Source organism: Microbacterium schleiferi (assembly GCF_038150145.1).
Classification (GTDB): Bacteria; Actinomycetota; Actinomycetes; order Actinomycetales; family Microbacteriaceae; genus Microbacterium; species Microbacterium schleiferi_B.
The window spans coordinates 63087-77144 of the sequence record NZ_JBBWSA010000012.1 but is presented as its reverse complement, the minus strand read 5'-3'; the positions used below and the strand labels follow the sequence as shown (position 1 = coordinate 77144).

Sequence of the window (14058 nt, the reverse complement as noted above, 5' to 3'; positions counted from 1 at the left end):
CCTGAGCGCGGCAGTCGGGCGCTGACGCAACCCTAGACTCGACGGGTGGCTTCCGACCGACGCATCACTCCCGGTGCCGCCGGAAGCGCCGCCGGGCTGGTCATCGCCGGCATCCTGGTCGCCGCGCTGAGTCTTCGCGGGCCCATCGTCTCACCGACACCTGTGCTGCGGCAGATCGAGACCGATCTCGGCATTGGAGCGGCCACCGCGGGTCTGCTCACAACTGCCCCCGTGCTGATGTTCGCGTTGCTGACCCCGGTGGCAGCGCTCGTCATCCGTCGGGCCGGAGCAGAGCTCGCGCTCATGATCACTCTCACGGGCGTGCTGCTGGGCACCTTCCTGCGCGCCGTTCCGGGTTTCGGGTGGATGCTCGCCGGGATGATCGTGATCGGCGCGTCCATCACCGTCGGAAATGTTGTCATTCCTGTCATCATTCGCCGTGATGTCGCGCCGGAGCGGGTGGCTCTGGTCACAGCCGGCTACGTCGCGATGCTCAACGCCGGGTCGCTGCTGACGTCGCTGTTGACGGTGCCGATTGCGTCCGTGATCGGCTGGAATCTCGCCCTGGTCGCGTGGTCGGTGATCACGATCGCCGGGATGCTGCTGTGGGGCCTGCATCTGCGCCGGGCCGCCGCGCGCGGCGAGCTCTGGGGCGAGAGGTTCTCGGGCGCACAGCGTCTAGCCGTGGCATCCGTCGCCGACCGTGAGGCCGACACGCTGACCGGCCCGGTACCGGTGCCGCTCGGGAGAGGTGCGACGCGGGGCGTCTCGATGTTCCGGAACCCGGTTCCGTGGATGCTTCTGCTGGCGTTCGCGGGGCAGGCTGCCGTGTACTACGGGTTCGCAACCTGGCTGCCCACACTCATTGCCGACGATCTCGGTGTCAGCGCGGCAGCAGCGGGAGGCTTGACAGCGTTCTTCCACGGTGTTGCCGTGGTCGGGGCGTTCATTGTTCCGCTGCTCGCCCGGTTCACGCCGCGGATCGTGCCTGCGGTCGCTATTGGCGCATCGTGGATCTTGCTGACGCTCGGCATGATCATCGCGCCCGAATGGGCTGCCCTGTGGCTGAGTTTCGGGGCCATCGGCCACGCTGGCGGGTTCGTAGTGATCTTCAGCACGATCGTCGCCATCGCTCGCTCAGACGCAGAGGCCGCCGGGATGTCGGCGCTCGTGCAGGGCGGCGGTTACGCGGCTGCGGCGCTCGCTGCCCCCGCTATGGGTGCGCTGCACGAGGCCACGGGCGGGTGGGATGCCGTGCTGCTGGCATCCCTCGTCGTCGTGCTCGCCTACTGCGTGTTGCTGGTGGCAGCTGTCATCGTGTCGTGGCGAGCGCCTCGATGACGCGCGACACCGACGCGCCCAGCGCCCAGGTTTCGGCGAGGGTGACTGCCGCGGCACGCTGATCGTCGTCGAGTGGTCGCAGCTGCGTGTCGGGCTCGGGAAGATCGAGCGTGCGTACGACCTCGACGACGGTGGGCGCTACGTCCAGGTAGTCGAGCCCGGCAGCGATCTTGGCCCGAACGCCAGCCGACATTCCCTCGCCGCGCTCAGCGGCGGCGATGATGCCGGCAAGGTCGCCGTGCGCGGCAAGGAGCGTCGCCGCCGTCTTCTCGCCGATGCCGGCAACTCCCGGTAGTCCGTCGGAGCTGTCGCCGCGAAGCGTTGCGAAATCGGCGTACTGACTTGGCAGCACGCCGTACTTGGTCACGACGGTGCGGTCGGTGACCAGCTCGAGGTTGCTCATGCCGCGGGCGGTGTAGATGACACGGATGCTTCGCTCGTCGTCGACGAGCTGGAAGAGGTCGCGGTCGCCCGTGACGATATCGACGGGCATCGTCGCCGTTGTGGCGAGGGTGCCGATGACGTCATCGGCTTCGTGCTCGGCAGCTCCAATGATCGTGATCCCGAGGGCGGCGAGTGCCTCGCGGATGAGCGGCACTTGCACCTCGAGGGGATCCGGGACCTCCTCGACATCCGGGCCTCCCGCGACGACCTCGACGACCCGGTGGGTTTTGTAGGACGGGATGAGGTCGACCCGCCATTGCGGACGCCAGTCGTCGTCCCAGCAGGCCACGAGGTGCGTCGGCTCGTAGGTGGTGACGAGTTTCGCGATCATGTCGAGGAATCCGCGAACCGCGTTGACCGGCATCCCGTTCGGCGCCTTCACCGTGTCGGGCACGCCGTAAAACGCGCGGAAGTACAGCGACGCGGAGTCGAGCAACATCAATCGTTCGGTCACGCGCCCATCCTGACATGCACCCCGACGATGGGACCGCCCCGCGGAGAGCGAGGCGGTCAGCAGCCGGGGCCGGTGGGGTTCTCGACGCAGGTGCGGTCGACCAGAGCGGTACGCACCTCGAGGACCTCGAGGGTGTAGGGCGGAGCTGGGGCGTTGACGTACCCCGGAACCGGGCGCCATCCGCTGCCGAAGTCGACGTCAGCGGCGTACTGGAGAGTGAGGGACACGGTGTACGTGCCGCGCTCGCGATACACATGGCTCGTCGAGGTCGGGCTGAACTGCGGGAGTCCGAGCGACGCCCAGGTCGCACCGCCAGTCGTTGTGCGAGCGCTCGATCCGTCGCCGTAGTCGAATACGTAACCGGCGGGTCGGAACCTCACTGTCACATCCCAGCCGAGCAGCGGGCCGGTGAGGGTGTGTGTGGATGCCCCGGCCACGATGTTCGTGGGTGTCCCCACGACCCCGAAACCGGCGGGCTCGCCACCGAGGCTCGGGCGCGCCGGGACGAAGCTTGCGAGATCGTCGATCGTCACATCCGGATACGTCACGACGGTGTAGTTGCCGCGGCACCCGACGATGGGGCACTCCTCGGCGGCCGGGGAGCTCTCGGCCGTTCCGGAGTTGCCGCTGGAGCCGCCCCCGCCCTGGGACCCGCCCGTGCCGCCTTTTCCGGATCCGCCGCCAGAGCCCGGCTGGTTCGCGGTGCCGCCGACGTCGACCTGGCTCCCGTTGTTTGAGACGCTGCAGTTGCCCGACCATGCGGAGTTGCTCGCGCATCCGGAGCCTCCGACGGCGGTCGGCATCAGAGAGGCCGCACTCAACGCGGTGAGCACTATCAGGCTGGCTAGCCGCATTGTTCGCTATTCGATCCATCAACGACCGACAGCAGTGCACCCGTCGGCGAGTCGGGGGAGACGCTTGCCACAACCATTACCGACTGAGTATCCGGACGATCCGTGCTCACGACTGAGTTGCCATCGCGATCAGTCAGCGTGACATCTGCCACGCGAAGGCAGGCTACTCCGTCGATCGTGCCAGCACCCGCATCCCAGGACGTCGGGTTGAAACCTGTGACTTCGCTCGTGCCAGACACAGTCCAGCCGTTCGCATGCATTCCACTGAGTGATTCGCGCTCGGCGGCATTCGCGTCGCCCGTCGTCCAGCGGTAGACCTCCTCGAAGGTCGAGGGGTCGCTGAGATCGACCTGGTTCAGGGCATCCACGTACGCCCGGTAGGTGGCTTCCGCGGCAGCGAATGCCTCCTCCTCGGAGGCGAATCCGGTCGGCGTCGGGGTGGGTGACGGATCCGCCGGCCCGCAGCCGGCGAGCGCCCCGACACCGAGCATCGCAGCGATCACGATCGACGCGGCTCGAAGCGGACGGCGGCGGTTCATGTCCACCACGGTAGCCCGCGGCATCCGCCCCGACGGCACTATCCACAGTCCACGATTCCCGCGCCCGGCTGGGGAGGATCCCCGCGCTCCAGCAGACGGATAGGTCTGCGCGCTACCGTTGCCCCGGGAGGCATCATGCCGTACGACAGCGGTCCGCACGCCGACGTGCTGTACGTCGAAGACGACCAGGACGTCGCCCAGATGACGATCGAGGTGCTCTCAGAGTTCCACACCGTCGTCCACGCATCCGATGTCGCTACCGCTCAGTCCCGCGCGCTGCAGCAGCGATTCGATGTGATGGTGATCGACAGGCGGCTTCCTGGTGGCGACGGAATCGATCTGGTCCGCGCGATCCGCACCGCGCGTATCACGACGCCCATCCTGCTGCTGACGGCCCTCGGCGCCGTCGATGACCGGGTCGATGGACTGGATGCCGGGGCCAACGACTATCTCGTCAAGCCGTTCGACTACGGCGAGTTGCTCGCTCGCATCCGAGCTCTCGTGCGCGGCTACCGCGCAGAGCAGCACCGCCGCACGCTCGGCGAGTGGGTCCTCGTTCCCGAGTCCCAGGCGCTGTACGGACCGTCCGGAGCCCGGGTCGCGCTCACGTCGACCGAGACCGCGTTGCTGGATGTGCTCAGCGCCAGTCCCGAGCATGTGTTCAGTCGAGAAGAGATCCTGAGTGCCGTGTTCCACGAGGGCGACACCCCGGGCTCCGTCGACACCTACGTCCACTACATCCGGCGCAAGTCTGTTCCCGACATGATCGAGACGGTGCGCGCTCGCGGCTACCGCGTAGGGCAGCCGTCATGACAAGCACGGAGGCTGCCGACCGGCGCCGCGTGCAGCGAGCCGCCTTCTCTGTGGGTGTATGGGTTGCCGCGGCGTCAGCGATCGTCATCGCGCTCGGGGTGTCGGTGCTTGTCACCGTCATTCTGCTGCGCGCACGAGTGGAGAACGACGAGCACGGAACCGGCTTCCCCGGTGGCCATCGCGGGTCGGGGGATGATCTCGTGGTCGACGTCGACCGGGTGCTGCCGTGGGTGATCGGTCTCGGCATCCTGGGCGTGGTGGTGCTGTCGCTGATCGCATGGCTCGCCGCCCGCCGTGCGGTACGGCCGCTTGGCGAGGCGCTGCGACTGCAGCGGAACTTCGTCGCCGACGCCAGTCACGAACTGCGCACGCCGTTGACGACCCTGACCAGTCGCATCCAGATCGCCCAGCGTCGCCTGGAACGCGGGGGAGACGTCGCCGAGGCTCTCGACCAGCTGCGCTCCGACGCTGACGCGATGAACGACATGCTCACCGATCTGTTGATGGCAGCCGAAGGCAAGGCCGAGACGACCGCTCTCGCGCCCGTCGGTGAGGCGATGGATGCCGCGGTCTCCCGCCTCCAGCCCCTCGCCGATGACAGCGGGGTGACGCTGGAGCTCTTCTCCACCGACCGGGCTGTGCGGATGCCGCTTCCAACCCTCACCCGCATCCTGATGGCCGTCGTCGACAACGCGATCCAGCACAGTCCCCGGGGAGGCGTGGTGACGATCGCGGCGGCGACGGCCCGTGACGACGTGGAGATCCGTGTCAGCGATCAGGGCAGCGGGATCGACCCGGCCGACGCCGAGCGCATCTTCGAAAGGTTCGCCCGCGGATCAGAGACGGGGAGGCGACGCGGGTTCGGACTCGGGCTCGCACTGGTGCGAGACGTGCTGACCCGTTACGCGGGCCGGATCGAGGTCGAGTCGACCTCATCCGGGGGCACGACGTTCGTCATCGCGCTGCCGAGTCCGCGTATGTGACGACCGACACCTCGGTCGCGCCCACCCACCGTCGAACGCTTCCGTCTTCGGTAACCGTCATACCCGACCGCGAGTCTGCCGCCGCCACCCACGACAGGTCGTCGCCGGCGACAACCGCGACGGTTGCCCAGAGGTCTGCCTCGGCCAGGGAATCGGCGACGACTGTCGCGCTGCGAACGCCGGTCGCCGGCTCGCCGGAGCGCGGGTCCAGGATGTGCGCACCCCGCTCAGCGGTTCCCGAGGTAGCTACCGCGCCATCGACGACATCCATGATCGCGAGAACCTCCCCGGCGCGGTGCGGGTCGGCGATGCCGATGCGCCAGACCCAGTCGCTGCCCGCGGCGGTGCCGAGCTGCATGTCGCCGCCCGCGTTGATACCGATCGCTGTTGCGCCGGTCGCGGCCAGGAGCGGCAGGAGATGCATCCGTGCCGCCCGCTCGACCGCCCAACCCTTGACGTAGCCTGTCGGGTCGAACCAGCCACGCCAGCTAGCCGAGAACCGGCCACCGGAGCGCTGCTCGGCGTCACGACACGCCGCGGCGACCTCGGCAACCAGCGGATGCGCATCGTCGAGCGTGATCTCACCGCGGCGGAGACGGCTGATCTCCGAGTGCTCGCGATAGGTCGAGAAGATCCGGTCGGCCTCGCGAAGTTCTGCGAAGGCTCGAGACACGGATGCCGCGGCATCCGGACCTTCGACAAAAGCGGGGGTCCCGTGGGCGTGCACGGACACGGCGGTGCCCATGATGGTCTCAACCCACACGCGACGTGCGGGGCGCGTCATTGCTGGGCCTGATCCAGGGCACTTTGCAGCGACTGGATGTAGCCGTCGCTGGTGTACGTGGCGCCTGACACCATGCTGATATCGGCGCTCTGCGTATCTGTCGTCTCGGAGATCAGAATCGGCAGCGCTCGCGCATTGATCTGCTGATCTTTGCGATCGTTGTTCGGATACTGCGGCACCTGGACGTCGGTGATCACGCCGCCGCTGATCGTGATCTGCACCTGTACGTTTCCGTATCGCGTGCGCACCGCATCCCCGGTGTAGGTGCCGTCGGCGAGCCCCGTCATGGTCGTTGTCGTGCCGTCGGTCGCCGTCGAGTCAGCGGCGGTCGCCGAGGGTGAGGGCGTTGACGTTGCGCTCTCGGTCGTTGTCGACGGGCTGGCGGATGCCGATGGCGTGGCTTCGGGCGTGACGGTCGTGGTGCCCGCCGTGTCGTCGGCGGCAACCGGCATGACGGCCTCAAGCGAGGTGCGGTAGCTGAACAAGAGGACGACGCCGCTCAGGGTGGCAAGAAGTCCGTAAACGATGCGCTTCATCGGAGGCTCCGTGGTGTGAGGGGTCAGACGGTGAATGACTCGGAATGGATGCGGCTGCGGTGAACTCCCGCGGCGCGCAGGTCATGCTCGAGGGCCTTCATCCAGGGCGCGGGTCCGCAGAGGAACACGTCGTACTCCTCGAGGTCTGGCGCGAGATGGCGGAGAGCATCGGAGCCCGTCCACGCGGCGTGCGAGGCTGGCAGCCACGAGGATGCTGTCCGGGCTCGGGGCCCAGGAAGCGGGATGTGTCGCAGGCCCCGGTGCGCGACGAGGGCACCGACGGCGTCCGTGCGCAGGGCTGCTTCTTTCGAGTGGTCGCGGGTGACCAGCGTCGCCTCGCCCGGCGCGTAAGCCTCCGCTTGAAGCAGGGAAACCAGCGGCGCGACCCCGGCGCCGGCGCCGATCATCAGAAGCTTTGCGCCGGTGCGGGCATCGCCAGTCATCGTGCCATACGGGCCCTCGAACAGGACGGGGGTGCCGGGTGTGAGCCCCGCCAGACGCGCGGTGCCGTCACCGACGATGCGGGCAGAGATCGTCAGGCTGCGTCCGTCGGGGGCTGCAGCCAACGAGAACGGATTTGCCCGCGAGCCTCCCGGGCCATCCAGGAAGCGCCAGATGAAGAACTGGCCCGCGCGGGCGCCCAGGCGATCCAGCCGGCGCCCGGTCATGGTGACCGCAACGCCGCCCACGCCGTCGGGGCGAACGTCGGCAACCCGCACCCGGTGACGCAGCGAGCGCGCAAGGGGAACCAGGATGCGGAAGACGACGATTGCGGCGGCACTGATCGCCCACAGTCCCCACCAGTAGGCGGTAGCGACGGGGGAGAAGAGGAAGTCGGCGCCGGTCCATAGCTGGTGAGGCAGTGCGAGCGCGACCCCGAGGTATGCGTAGAGGTGCAGCAGGTGCCACGACTCGTAGCGCAGCTTCGCTCGTGCGCGACGCATCGAGGTGATCGCGACGAGGATGATGAGGATCGTGCCGGCGGTTGCGAGAAGCATCCCGGGGTAATCCCACACGAACTCCCAGAGCTGGACGAAGACGTTGACGTCGGCCGCTGCGGCATACCCCAGCACCAGAAGTGCGATGTGGGCGAGCATCAGCGAGAACGACCAGAAGCCGACGAGTCGGTGCATTCGGGTCAATCCGTCACGGCCGAACCCGCGCTCGAACAGGGGGATACGCGCAAGAAGGCTCACCTGGTAGAGCAGGAGGTTTGAGGCGATCAGACCGGTCAGGCGGCCGAGACTATTCAGCGCTGCCGCATCGAATCCCCACAGATCCTGCAGGCCACCGCCGGCCACCCACAGGGCGAGAACGAACAGGCTTGTCAGCCAGATGACGGCGGTCGCAGCGAGGTTCCACGCCTGACGGGCAGAGCGCCCCCGGCGGCTGCGGAGCGCGCTGGTACTCTGTCGCGGCGGCGCCAGAGTCTGCGGACGCCGCGGGGCTGGAGGCGGTGCCGTGACGGTGGTGCGAGTCGGTGTCGCTGTGGTCATGAGGCCAGCGTGGCGGCGGGGCTCTGAGACTGCTCTAAGGAAAGCCACCGCGCTTGCGGTTCATAGACTTCTCATATGAGTTTCGGATCCGCGGCGCAGCACGGCATCCGTCGACCTGCCGATCAGGATCCGTGTGTATGCGGCAGCGGAAGCACGTACGGTCGGTGCTGTGGACCGCTCCACCGGGGGGAGGCGGCCCCGAGCCCGGAACGGCTGATGCGCTCGCGGTACAGCGCCTTCGCGCTCGGCGATTCTCGCTACCTCGCCGACACGTGGCATCCGCGGACGCGACCCGAGCGGATCGACCTTGACCCCGACGTGCGCTGGGTGGGGCTGCGCATCATCGACGCTCCCGCGGTCGCGGGCGAGACCACCGGCATCGTCGAGTTCCGGGCGCGCTGGCGGCACGGCGCGGACTCCGGGGAGCAGCACGAGCGCAGTCGGTTCCGCCTCGCCCGCGGACGCTGGTGGTACCTCGACGCCGAAACGGCCGGCTTCGGCATCCAGTGACGGATGCCGAAGCCGGCCGCTTGGGGCGTGATCAGGCGGCGGCGCCCGCCGTGGTCGCTGCCGGGACCTCGATGAGGCGACCGGTGCGGACGTCGTAGACGTAGCCGTAGACCGGGATGCGAGCCGGGACGAGCGGGTGGGCCTTGATGCGCGCTACATCGTCGACGACGGCCTGGGCCTGGTCGCTGATCGTGAGCCAGTCGATGTATGCGGCCTCGGAAGATCCGGGGCCGGTGCCGACATCCACGAAGCCCTCGGCGCGCAGCTCGGCGGTCTCGAGCGAGTTCGCGAGCAGGCCGCGGATCACCTCGTCGGTGAAGAACTCCATGCCGCAGTCGGTGTGGTGGATGACGAACCACTCTTTCGTGCCGAGCAGCTTGTACGAGATCACGAGGGAGCGGATGGCGTCGTCGGACGCACGGCCGCCGGCGTTGCGGATGACGTGAGCATCGCCTTCGCTGAGCCCGGCGTACTTGGCGGGGTCGAGGCGTGCATCCATGCACGTGAGAATCGCGAAGCCGCGCGCGGGCGGCAGCGCGAGATCGCCCTTGTCGAATGCGGATGCGTAGGACTCGTTGGCGTCGAGTACCTCGGACAGAACTGACATGACACTCCTCGGGTGGGTGGCCTGGCATCACCACGCTAGGTGTCACGAAGCGCCAGGTGTGCTGTATGACTGTCTGTGACGGTCAGAGGCTTCGCGGCAGGCTCAGCCCTCGTGGGACCACGCGCGCAGCCGCCGCAGCAGCGGGCGCTTCTTTTCGAGGTGACCGTGCATCCGCCGCAGAATGTCATCGAGCGCTTCGATGGCCTCCTCGATGTGCGGTCCCTTGTTGAGCATGACGCACTCGGCCCGTTCGCCGGCCGCGGCATCCGTCACCTCGGCGCGGGTCGGCACACCGCTGCCGGCGAGCGAGTCGAGAACCTGCGTCGCCCAGATCACCGGCACATGCGCAGCTTCGCACAGCCACAGGATCTCTTCCTGCACCTCTGCTAACCGCTCCCAGCCGGCCTCGACGCCGAGGTCGCCCCGGGCGATCATGATGCCCACCCGGGGCCGTTGCATGAGTTCGAGGAGGATTTCGGGCAATGCCCGGAAGGCACGCACCGTCTCGATCTTCACGACGACGCCCAGGTGCCCGGCCCCGCGGGAGTCGAGTTCGGCGAGTAAGCGGGAAACGTCGCTGGGTGAGCGCGCGAACGAGAGCTGCACGATGTCGGTGAAACCGATGACGGCATCGAGTGCGCGCAGATCGTCGCCGGTGAGTGCCGAGATGGGCAGGTCGGTGTCGGGGAGGTTGATGCCCTTCTCGGCGCGGAGTTTCGTTCCCCGCGGGGAGGCAAGGGTCACTTCGACCTCCGCGATGCGGTACCCCTCGCCCTCACCGACAGCGCGCACGAAGCCTTCGATCTTGCCGTCATCGAAGAGCACGCGATCGCCGACGCGGATCACCTCGAGCGCTTCGGGTACCGTGCAGCCGACGTGATGGCGGCCCTCGTGGGTGAACCCCGGTTCGACATCCGGACGCATTTCGATGATCTCGCCGCGGTGGACCCGCAGCGCCTGATCGACCGGGGGCAGCGGGCCGACACGGGTCTCGTGACCGTCGACATCCAGCAGCGTCCCGGTCCCGAGATAGGCAGTCCTGTCGCCTTCGATCTGTGCCCCGCCGTCGCGCAATGCAACGACTGTCATGTAGCGCGAGCGGCCGCGAGTGTCGGTGAATTCGACGGTGTCGTCGATCTGAAGACGAGAAAGCCACGGAGCGTCCGTCACCGGGATCTCACCCGCGGGCGTAGGGGAGTCGTCGGTGCGTGGTGCGACGAGCCAAACTGACGCAGGCACGATCACGCGGCCCAGAGCGTCTCGCGCGGGTGCCACCTTCACCACCCGCGGACCCGGTTCGAGGGGACCGGTGCGCAGCTTTGGCCCCGCGAGGTCGGTGGCGATCCGGATGCCCGCGCCGGCGTCTCGGACATGCCTGGCCATGCGCTCCCAGGCCGCGGAGTCGTCGTGTGCGCAGTTGATGCGGGCGACGTCCATTCCGGCTCGGGCGAATCGCGCGACCAGTGCGGAATCGTCGGCGGCCTCGCTCGGCAACGTGACCATGATCCGGGTCTGGCGGTCATCGGCCGTCCCGCCCAGCAATGCTGCCGCGTGCACGCTCAGGGGAGTGGGTTCAGGCTGTTGTGCCTCCGGATCCGCGGAGGCATGTTCGCCCGGTGCGACGTTCCCGAGCGCCGCATCGATCGTGCCCAGCACCGCATCGAGGTTGCGCAGCACATCGGGTTCCATCCGCCCGAGCGACGAGAGGCCCTCCGCCGTCAGGCGGTCCTGGAGGTCGCGCAGATCTTGCGATCGCAGGGCGACATAGCGAACGAGATTGGCTGCGCCGGTCGCATGCACGGGATGCACGCGGGACAGAAGAGCGGATGCCGCTTGCTCGGCATCCTGAGCTGCAGAGCGGAGGCCCATGAGCTCGGCACGAAGCGAGTCGAGCCGTTGAGAACGAGCAGTATCGAGCATCGTCCGACCTCCACCTCCGACGTTAGCTCTCCGCCGCGCGCGGCGTCAGGGGTCGGGACGTGAATATCCGGGCGCGAGGATGCTCAGGCGAGAGTCACATCGGAGACAGTCACGGTGCGACCGCCGGCGATCATCGCCCGGGCGCAGGCGACATCCAGACGCGCGATGGCCAGCCCCGGGTGGTCGAAGGTGTCTGCTTCGCTCGGTGGCTGCAGGGCTGCTTCGATGGCGGCGTGATCGATGACGACGCCGTACTGCTCGGCAAGATGCGTCGCTACCGGCACCACCAGGCCCCGGACGACGTTCTCGTCCCACGGCTGGAGCTCGACCATGACCAGGCGATCCGAGAGCGCCCCATAGAACTGCGCAATGCGCTTCTCGTAAGGCGCGGTCACCGTGATGACCAGGCGCGCCAGGGGGAATCGCTCTGACTGCCAGATCTCTCGAAGGATGGACACGTCGGGTTCGGTCGTCCCCAGTCGCGCGAGCTCGTCGACGTCTTCGACAACGACGACGGTGCGCCGGGTCAGCGCCGACAGCGTGTCGCGCAGCAGCATCGCAGGCTCCCCGTCCACTGTCGTGCCGGGATCGAAAAACAGGGTATGCAGCGGATCCTCGAGGTCGAGAAGCAGGCGCGCGATCTCGGCTGCGAGGCTCGTCTTGCCGCAGCCGCGTCTGCCCACGAGGGCGGGGATCAGCGGCTGGTCGCTGAGGAGGTACGCCGCAACATCCAGGGCTTCGCGTCCTCGAAGAAGACCCGCCAGAGGGTCCGTGCGGGTCGCGGGCGCGGCGGTGCCGGACGCCCCTACCTCTTCGGCGTCATCGGACCGGAGGCGACTCGGAGAGCTTTCCTCGGGCAGCAGGTCGGCGACGGCAAGGTCGCCCCGGAGTGCTGCGTGCAAGCGCATGGCGAGGGCTGCGGCATCCGGCGAGGCGGTGATCATGTTGCGCACCTCGGCTTCATTGCCGATCGTCTGGCCGGCAGCGAGAAGACGATGAAGCAAGGCCTCGCCCTCGGGACCGAATGCCGCGCGGAACTCACCGGCCCAGTTCTGCGCGAACGCGGATGCCGCGTGCGTCACCGTGGCGTGATCGGATCCCCAGCGCTTGGCCTCGGCCTTGGCCAGACCGACCAGTCCGCGAATGGACAGCGTGTCGGTGGCGCGCATCGATCCCTCCCTGCGCCGATGGCCCCGGGTCGTCGCCGCGACGCTTGATAACAGTTGTAGCGCGGTTCTGGCGTTTCCCACTACTGCTGGCGTGGTGCGCCTGCCAGACTCACGGCTATGAGAACCAGAGCATTGAGTGCAGTTGTCGCCGGGGTCTTCGCTGTGTCGATCGCCCTGAGCGGTTGCTCGCAGAGCAACGTCATCGCCCCGGTGACAATGGACGCCGGTGACCTGCAGGGGGAGACTGTCGAGCTGGTCGTCGGTCAGGTGCTGAATATCAACACCGGTGATCTGGCGGTCGACAGCTACAGCGGCGAGGTTGCCGATCCTGACGTTGCCGAGTTCGTCCCCGGTCACACCGACGACACCGCCACCTTCAACCCCGGTGTCACCGCGCTGAGCGTGGGGACCACCGAGGTTGTGCTGTCCAACAGTGACGGCGGTATTCAGGACGTCACCTTCACTGTCGAGGTCACCGAGAAGAAGTGACGGATGCCCCGCGAATCACTCGCGGGGCATAGTCTCGAACCATGCGTGCAACCGTCATTCATGGTGCCCGAGATGTCCGACTGGAGACCGTTGCCGATCCGGTGCTGTCGACCGGTGGCGATGCGGTAGTTCGCGTCGTCGCAGCGTGCGTCTGCGGGTCCGACCTCTGGTCATACCGTGGAATCGCGCCCACCGAAGAGCCGCATCGGATCGGACATGAGTTCATCGGCGTCGTGGAAGCTGTCGGTGACCAGGTCGAGCTGGTGCGTCCCGGCGACTTCGTGATCGCGCCCTTCTACGTGTGTGACAACACCTGCCTGAACTGCCGAAACGGCGTGAGCACGTCGTGTCTCACCGGCGGATGGTGGGGTCAGGATGACCGGATCGGCGGCTTCGCCGACGGCGGTCAGGGCGAGCGGGTGCGCGTGCCGCTGGCCGACGGAACGCTCGTGGTTGTGCCAGGACCGGTCACTGATGACGAGATCCCGGGGTTGTTGTCGCTGGCCGATGTCATGGGAACGGGGCATCACGCTGCCGTGAGCGCCGGAGTACAGCCCGGAGACACTGTGGTCGTTGTCGGCGACGGCGCGGTGGGCCTGTGCGGCGTGATCGCAGCAAAGCGGTTGGGTGCGACCGAGATCATCGCGATGTCGCGCAACCCGCAGCGCCAGGCTCTTGCCTGGGAGCTTGGAGCCACACACGTTGTCGCCGAACGCGGCGACGAGGGGGTCGCTGCCGTGCGGCAGCTCACTGAAGGCATCGGCGCCGACCGTGTCCTCGAGTGCGTGGGCACCAAGGAGTCGATGGCACAGGCCCTGGCCTCGGCGCGGCCCGGCGGACGGGTTGGGTTCGTCGGCGTGCCTGCTGGCGGCCCGGAGCTGCCTGTTCGCGACATGTTCAACCGGAACGTCGGCGTCGTTGGTGGTGTCGCCCCGGTTCGGGGATACATCGAGGAGCTTCTGCCTGACGTGCGGTCGGGGTCGATTACTCCGGGTAAGGTCTTCGATCTCGAGCTTCCGTTGAGTGAGGTTGCCGAAGCGTACGCGGCAATGGACGAGCGCCGCGCCACGAAGGTGCTGTTGCGACCGTAATCATCGATCACGCCACTCGGGTCATGTG

At 67.8% G+C, this 14058-nt stretch carries 15 protein-coding genes; 6 read left to right on the top strand and 9 right to left on the bottom strand.

Going from position 1 to position 14058, the window contains the following annotated elements:
* The first annotated feature begins 45 nt into the window (after positions 1-45).
* Positions 46-1341 (top strand): CynX/NimT family MFS transporter, encoded by a 1296-nt coding sequence (locus AADH62_RS13240; protein ID WP_341579890.1) that lies wholly within the window; start codon positions 46-48, stop codon positions 1339-1341.
* On the opposite strand, the gene AADH62_RS13235 is transcribed toward AADH62_RS13240, so the two are convergent.
* Genes AADH62_RS13235 through AADH62_RS13225 form a run of 3 tightly spaced genes read right to left on the bottom strand, consistent with a single transcriptional unit; the run spans position 1313 to position 3632 of the window.
* On the bottom strand, positions 1313-2239 hold the full coding sequence (locus tag AADH62_RS13235) for a 5'-3' exonuclease (RefSeq protein ID WP_341579889.1): 927 nt from the start codon (positions 2237-2239) through the stop codon (positions 1313-1315). The two genes, AADH62_RS13240 and AADH62_RS13235, sit on opposite strands and share 29 nt — an antisense overlap.
* A 56-nt stretch (positions 2240-2295) precedes the next feature.
* Positions 2296-3042 (bottom strand): hypothetical protein, encoded by a 747-nt coding sequence (locus AADH62_RS13230; protein WP_341579888.1) that lies wholly within the window; start codon positions 3040-3042, stop codon positions 2296-2298.
* A gap of 41 nt (positions 3043-3083) precedes the next feature.
* On the bottom strand, positions 3084-3632 hold the full coding sequence (locus tag AADH62_RS13225) for a hypothetical protein (protein ID WP_341579887.1): 549 nt from the start codon (positions 3630-3632) through the stop codon (positions 3084-3086).
* A gap of 135 nt (positions 3633-3767) precedes the next feature.
* Here AADH62_RS13225 and AADH62_RS13220 point away from each other — a divergent pair, with 135 nt between their 5' ends.
* Together AADH62_RS13220 and AADH62_RS13215 are read left to right on the top strand one after the other, a co-directional pair.
* Positions 3768-4445 carry a response regulator transcription factor gene (locus tag AADH62_RS13220; protein ID WP_341579886.1) on the top strand — a complete coding sequence of 226 codons (678 nt, stop codon included), beginning with the start codon at positions 3768-3770 and terminating at the stop codon, positions 4443-4445.
* Complete coding sequence (locus AADH62_RS13215; RefSeq protein ID WP_341579885.1) at positions 4442-5428, top strand: HAMP domain-containing sensor histidine kinase; 987 nt, start codon at positions 4442-4444, stop codon at positions 5426-5428. Before AADH62_RS13220 ends, AADH62_RS13215 begins: the two co-directional genes overlap by 4 nt.
* Here the strand turns inward: AADH62_RS13215 and AADH62_RS13210 are convergent.
* From AADH62_RS13210 to AADH62_RS13200, 3 genes are read right to left on the bottom strand one after another with little or no spacing between them, the layout of a single operon-like run.
* On the bottom strand, positions 5400-6212 hold the full coding sequence (locus AADH62_RS13210) for an FAD:protein FMN transferase (RefSeq protein ID WP_341579884.1): 813 nt from the start codon (positions 6210-6212) through the stop codon (positions 5400-5402). The genes AADH62_RS13215 and AADH62_RS13210 overlap by 29 nt on opposite strands.
* On the bottom strand, positions 6209-6748 hold the full coding sequence (locus tag AADH62_RS13205) for an FMN-binding protein (protein WP_341579883.1): 540 nt from the start codon (positions 6746-6748) through the stop codon (positions 6209-6211). The genes AADH62_RS13210 and AADH62_RS13205 overlap by 4 nt, the downstream gene beginning before the upstream one ends.
* Before the next feature lie 23 nt (positions 6749-6771).
* Positions 6772-8244 (bottom strand): ferredoxin reductase family protein, encoded by a 1473-nt coding sequence (locus AADH62_RS13200; RefSeq protein WP_341579882.1) that lies wholly within the window; start codon positions 8242-8244, stop codon positions 6772-6774.
* Between the two features lie 75 nt (positions 8245-8319).
* Here AADH62_RS13200 and AADH62_RS13195 point away from each other — a divergent pair, with 75 nt between their 5' ends.
* Positions 8320-8754 carry a YchJ family protein gene (locus AADH62_RS13195; RefSeq protein WP_341579881.1) on the top strand — a complete coding sequence of 145 codons (435 nt, stop codon included), beginning with the start codon at positions 8320-8322 and terminating at the stop codon, positions 8752-8754.
* Between the two features lie 31 nt (positions 8755-8785).
* On the opposite strand, the gene AADH62_RS13190 is transcribed toward AADH62_RS13195, so the two are convergent.
* From AADH62_RS13190 to AADH62_RS13180, 3 genes are all read right to left on the bottom strand, one after another.
* Complete coding sequence (locus tag AADH62_RS13190) at positions 8786-9361, bottom strand: carbonic anhydrase (protein ID WP_341579880.1); 576 nt, start codon at positions 9359-9361, stop codon at positions 8786-8788.
* A 102-nt stretch (positions 9362-9463) separates the two neighbouring features.
* Positions 9464-11281: a pyruvate kinase gene (locus AADH62_RS13185; RefSeq protein ID WP_341579879.1), complete on the bottom strand. Its 1818-nt coding sequence runs from the start codon at positions 11279-11281 to the stop codon at positions 9464-9466.
* 83 nt (positions 11282-11364) lie between these two features.
* The gene (locus tag AADH62_RS13180) at positions 11365-12450 is read right to left on the bottom strand and encodes an AAA family ATPase (protein ID WP_341579878.1); all 1086 of its coding nucleotides are present in this window, start codon (positions 12448-12450) and stop codon (positions 11365-11367) included.
* 117 nt (positions 12451-12567) lie between these two features.
* Here AADH62_RS13180 and AADH62_RS13175 point away from each other — a divergent pair, with 117 nt between their 5' ends.
* Positions 12568-12939 carry a hypothetical protein gene (locus tag AADH62_RS13175; protein ID WP_341579877.1) on the top strand — a complete coding sequence of 124 codons (372 nt, stop codon included), beginning with the start codon at positions 12568-12570 and terminating at the stop codon, positions 12937-12939.
* 41 nt (positions 12940-12980) lie between these two features.
* The gene (locus tag AADH62_RS13170; protein WP_341579876.1) at positions 12981-14030 is read left to right on the top strand and encodes a zinc-binding dehydrogenase; all 1050 of its coding nucleotides are present in this window, start codon (positions 12981-12983) and stop codon (positions 14028-14030) included.
* Positions 14031-14058 lie beyond the last annotated feature (28 nt).

Bases quoted from the DNA above. Each gene is read 5' to 3' on its own strand.
- AADH62_RS13230 (WP_341579888.1), bottom strand. From the start codon at position 3,042: ATGCCGACCGCCGTCGGAGGCTCCGGATGCGCGAGCAACTCCGCATGG.
- AADH62_RS13225 (WP_341579887.1), bottom strand. From the start codon at position 3,632: ATGAACCGCCGCCGTCCGCTTCGAGCCGCGTCGATCGTGATCGCTGCG.
- AADH62_RS13220 (WP_341579886.1), top strand. From the start codon at position 3,768: ATGCCGTACGACAGCGGTCCGCACGCCGACGTGCTGTACGTCGAAGAC.
- AADH62_RS13215 (WP_341579885.1), top strand. From the start codon at position 4,442: ATGACAAGCACGGAGGCTGCCGACCGGCGCCGCGTGCAGCGAGCCGCC.
- AADH62_RS13210 (WP_341579884.1), bottom strand. From the start codon at position 6,212: ATGACGCGCCCCGCACGTCGCGTGTGGGTTGAGACCATCATGGGCACC.
- AADH62_RS13205 (WP_341579883.1), bottom strand. From the start codon at position 6,748: ATGAAGCGCATCGTTTACGGACTTCTTGCCACCCTGAGCGGCGTCGTC.
- AADH62_RS13200 (WP_341579882.1), bottom strand. From the start codon at position 8,244: ATGACCACAGCGACACCGACTCGCACCACCGTCACGGCACCGCCTCCA.
- AADH62_RS13195 (WP_341579881.1), top strand. From the start codon at position 8,320: ATGAGTTTCGGATCCGCGGCGCAGCACGGCATCCGTCGACCTGCCGAT.
- AADH62_RS13190 (WP_341579880.1), bottom strand. From the start codon at position 9,361: ATGTCAGTTCTGTCCGAGGTACTCGACGCCAACGAGTCCTACGCATCC.
- AADH62_RS13185 (WP_341579879.1), bottom strand. From the start codon at position 11,281: ATGCTCGATACTGCTCGTTCTCAACGGCTCGACTCGCTTCGTGCCGAG.
- AADH62_RS13180 (WP_341579878.1), bottom strand. From the start codon at position 12,450: ATGCGCGCCACCGACACGCTGTCCATTCGCGGACTGGTCGGTCTGGCC.
- AADH62_RS13175 (WP_341579877.1), top strand. From the start codon at position 12,568: ATGAGAACCAGAGCATTGAGTGCAGTTGTCGCCGGGGTCTTCGCTGTG.
- AADH62_RS13170 (WP_341579876.1), top strand. From the start codon at position 12,981: ATGCGTGCAACCGTCATTCATGGTGCCCGAGATGTCCGACTGGAGACC.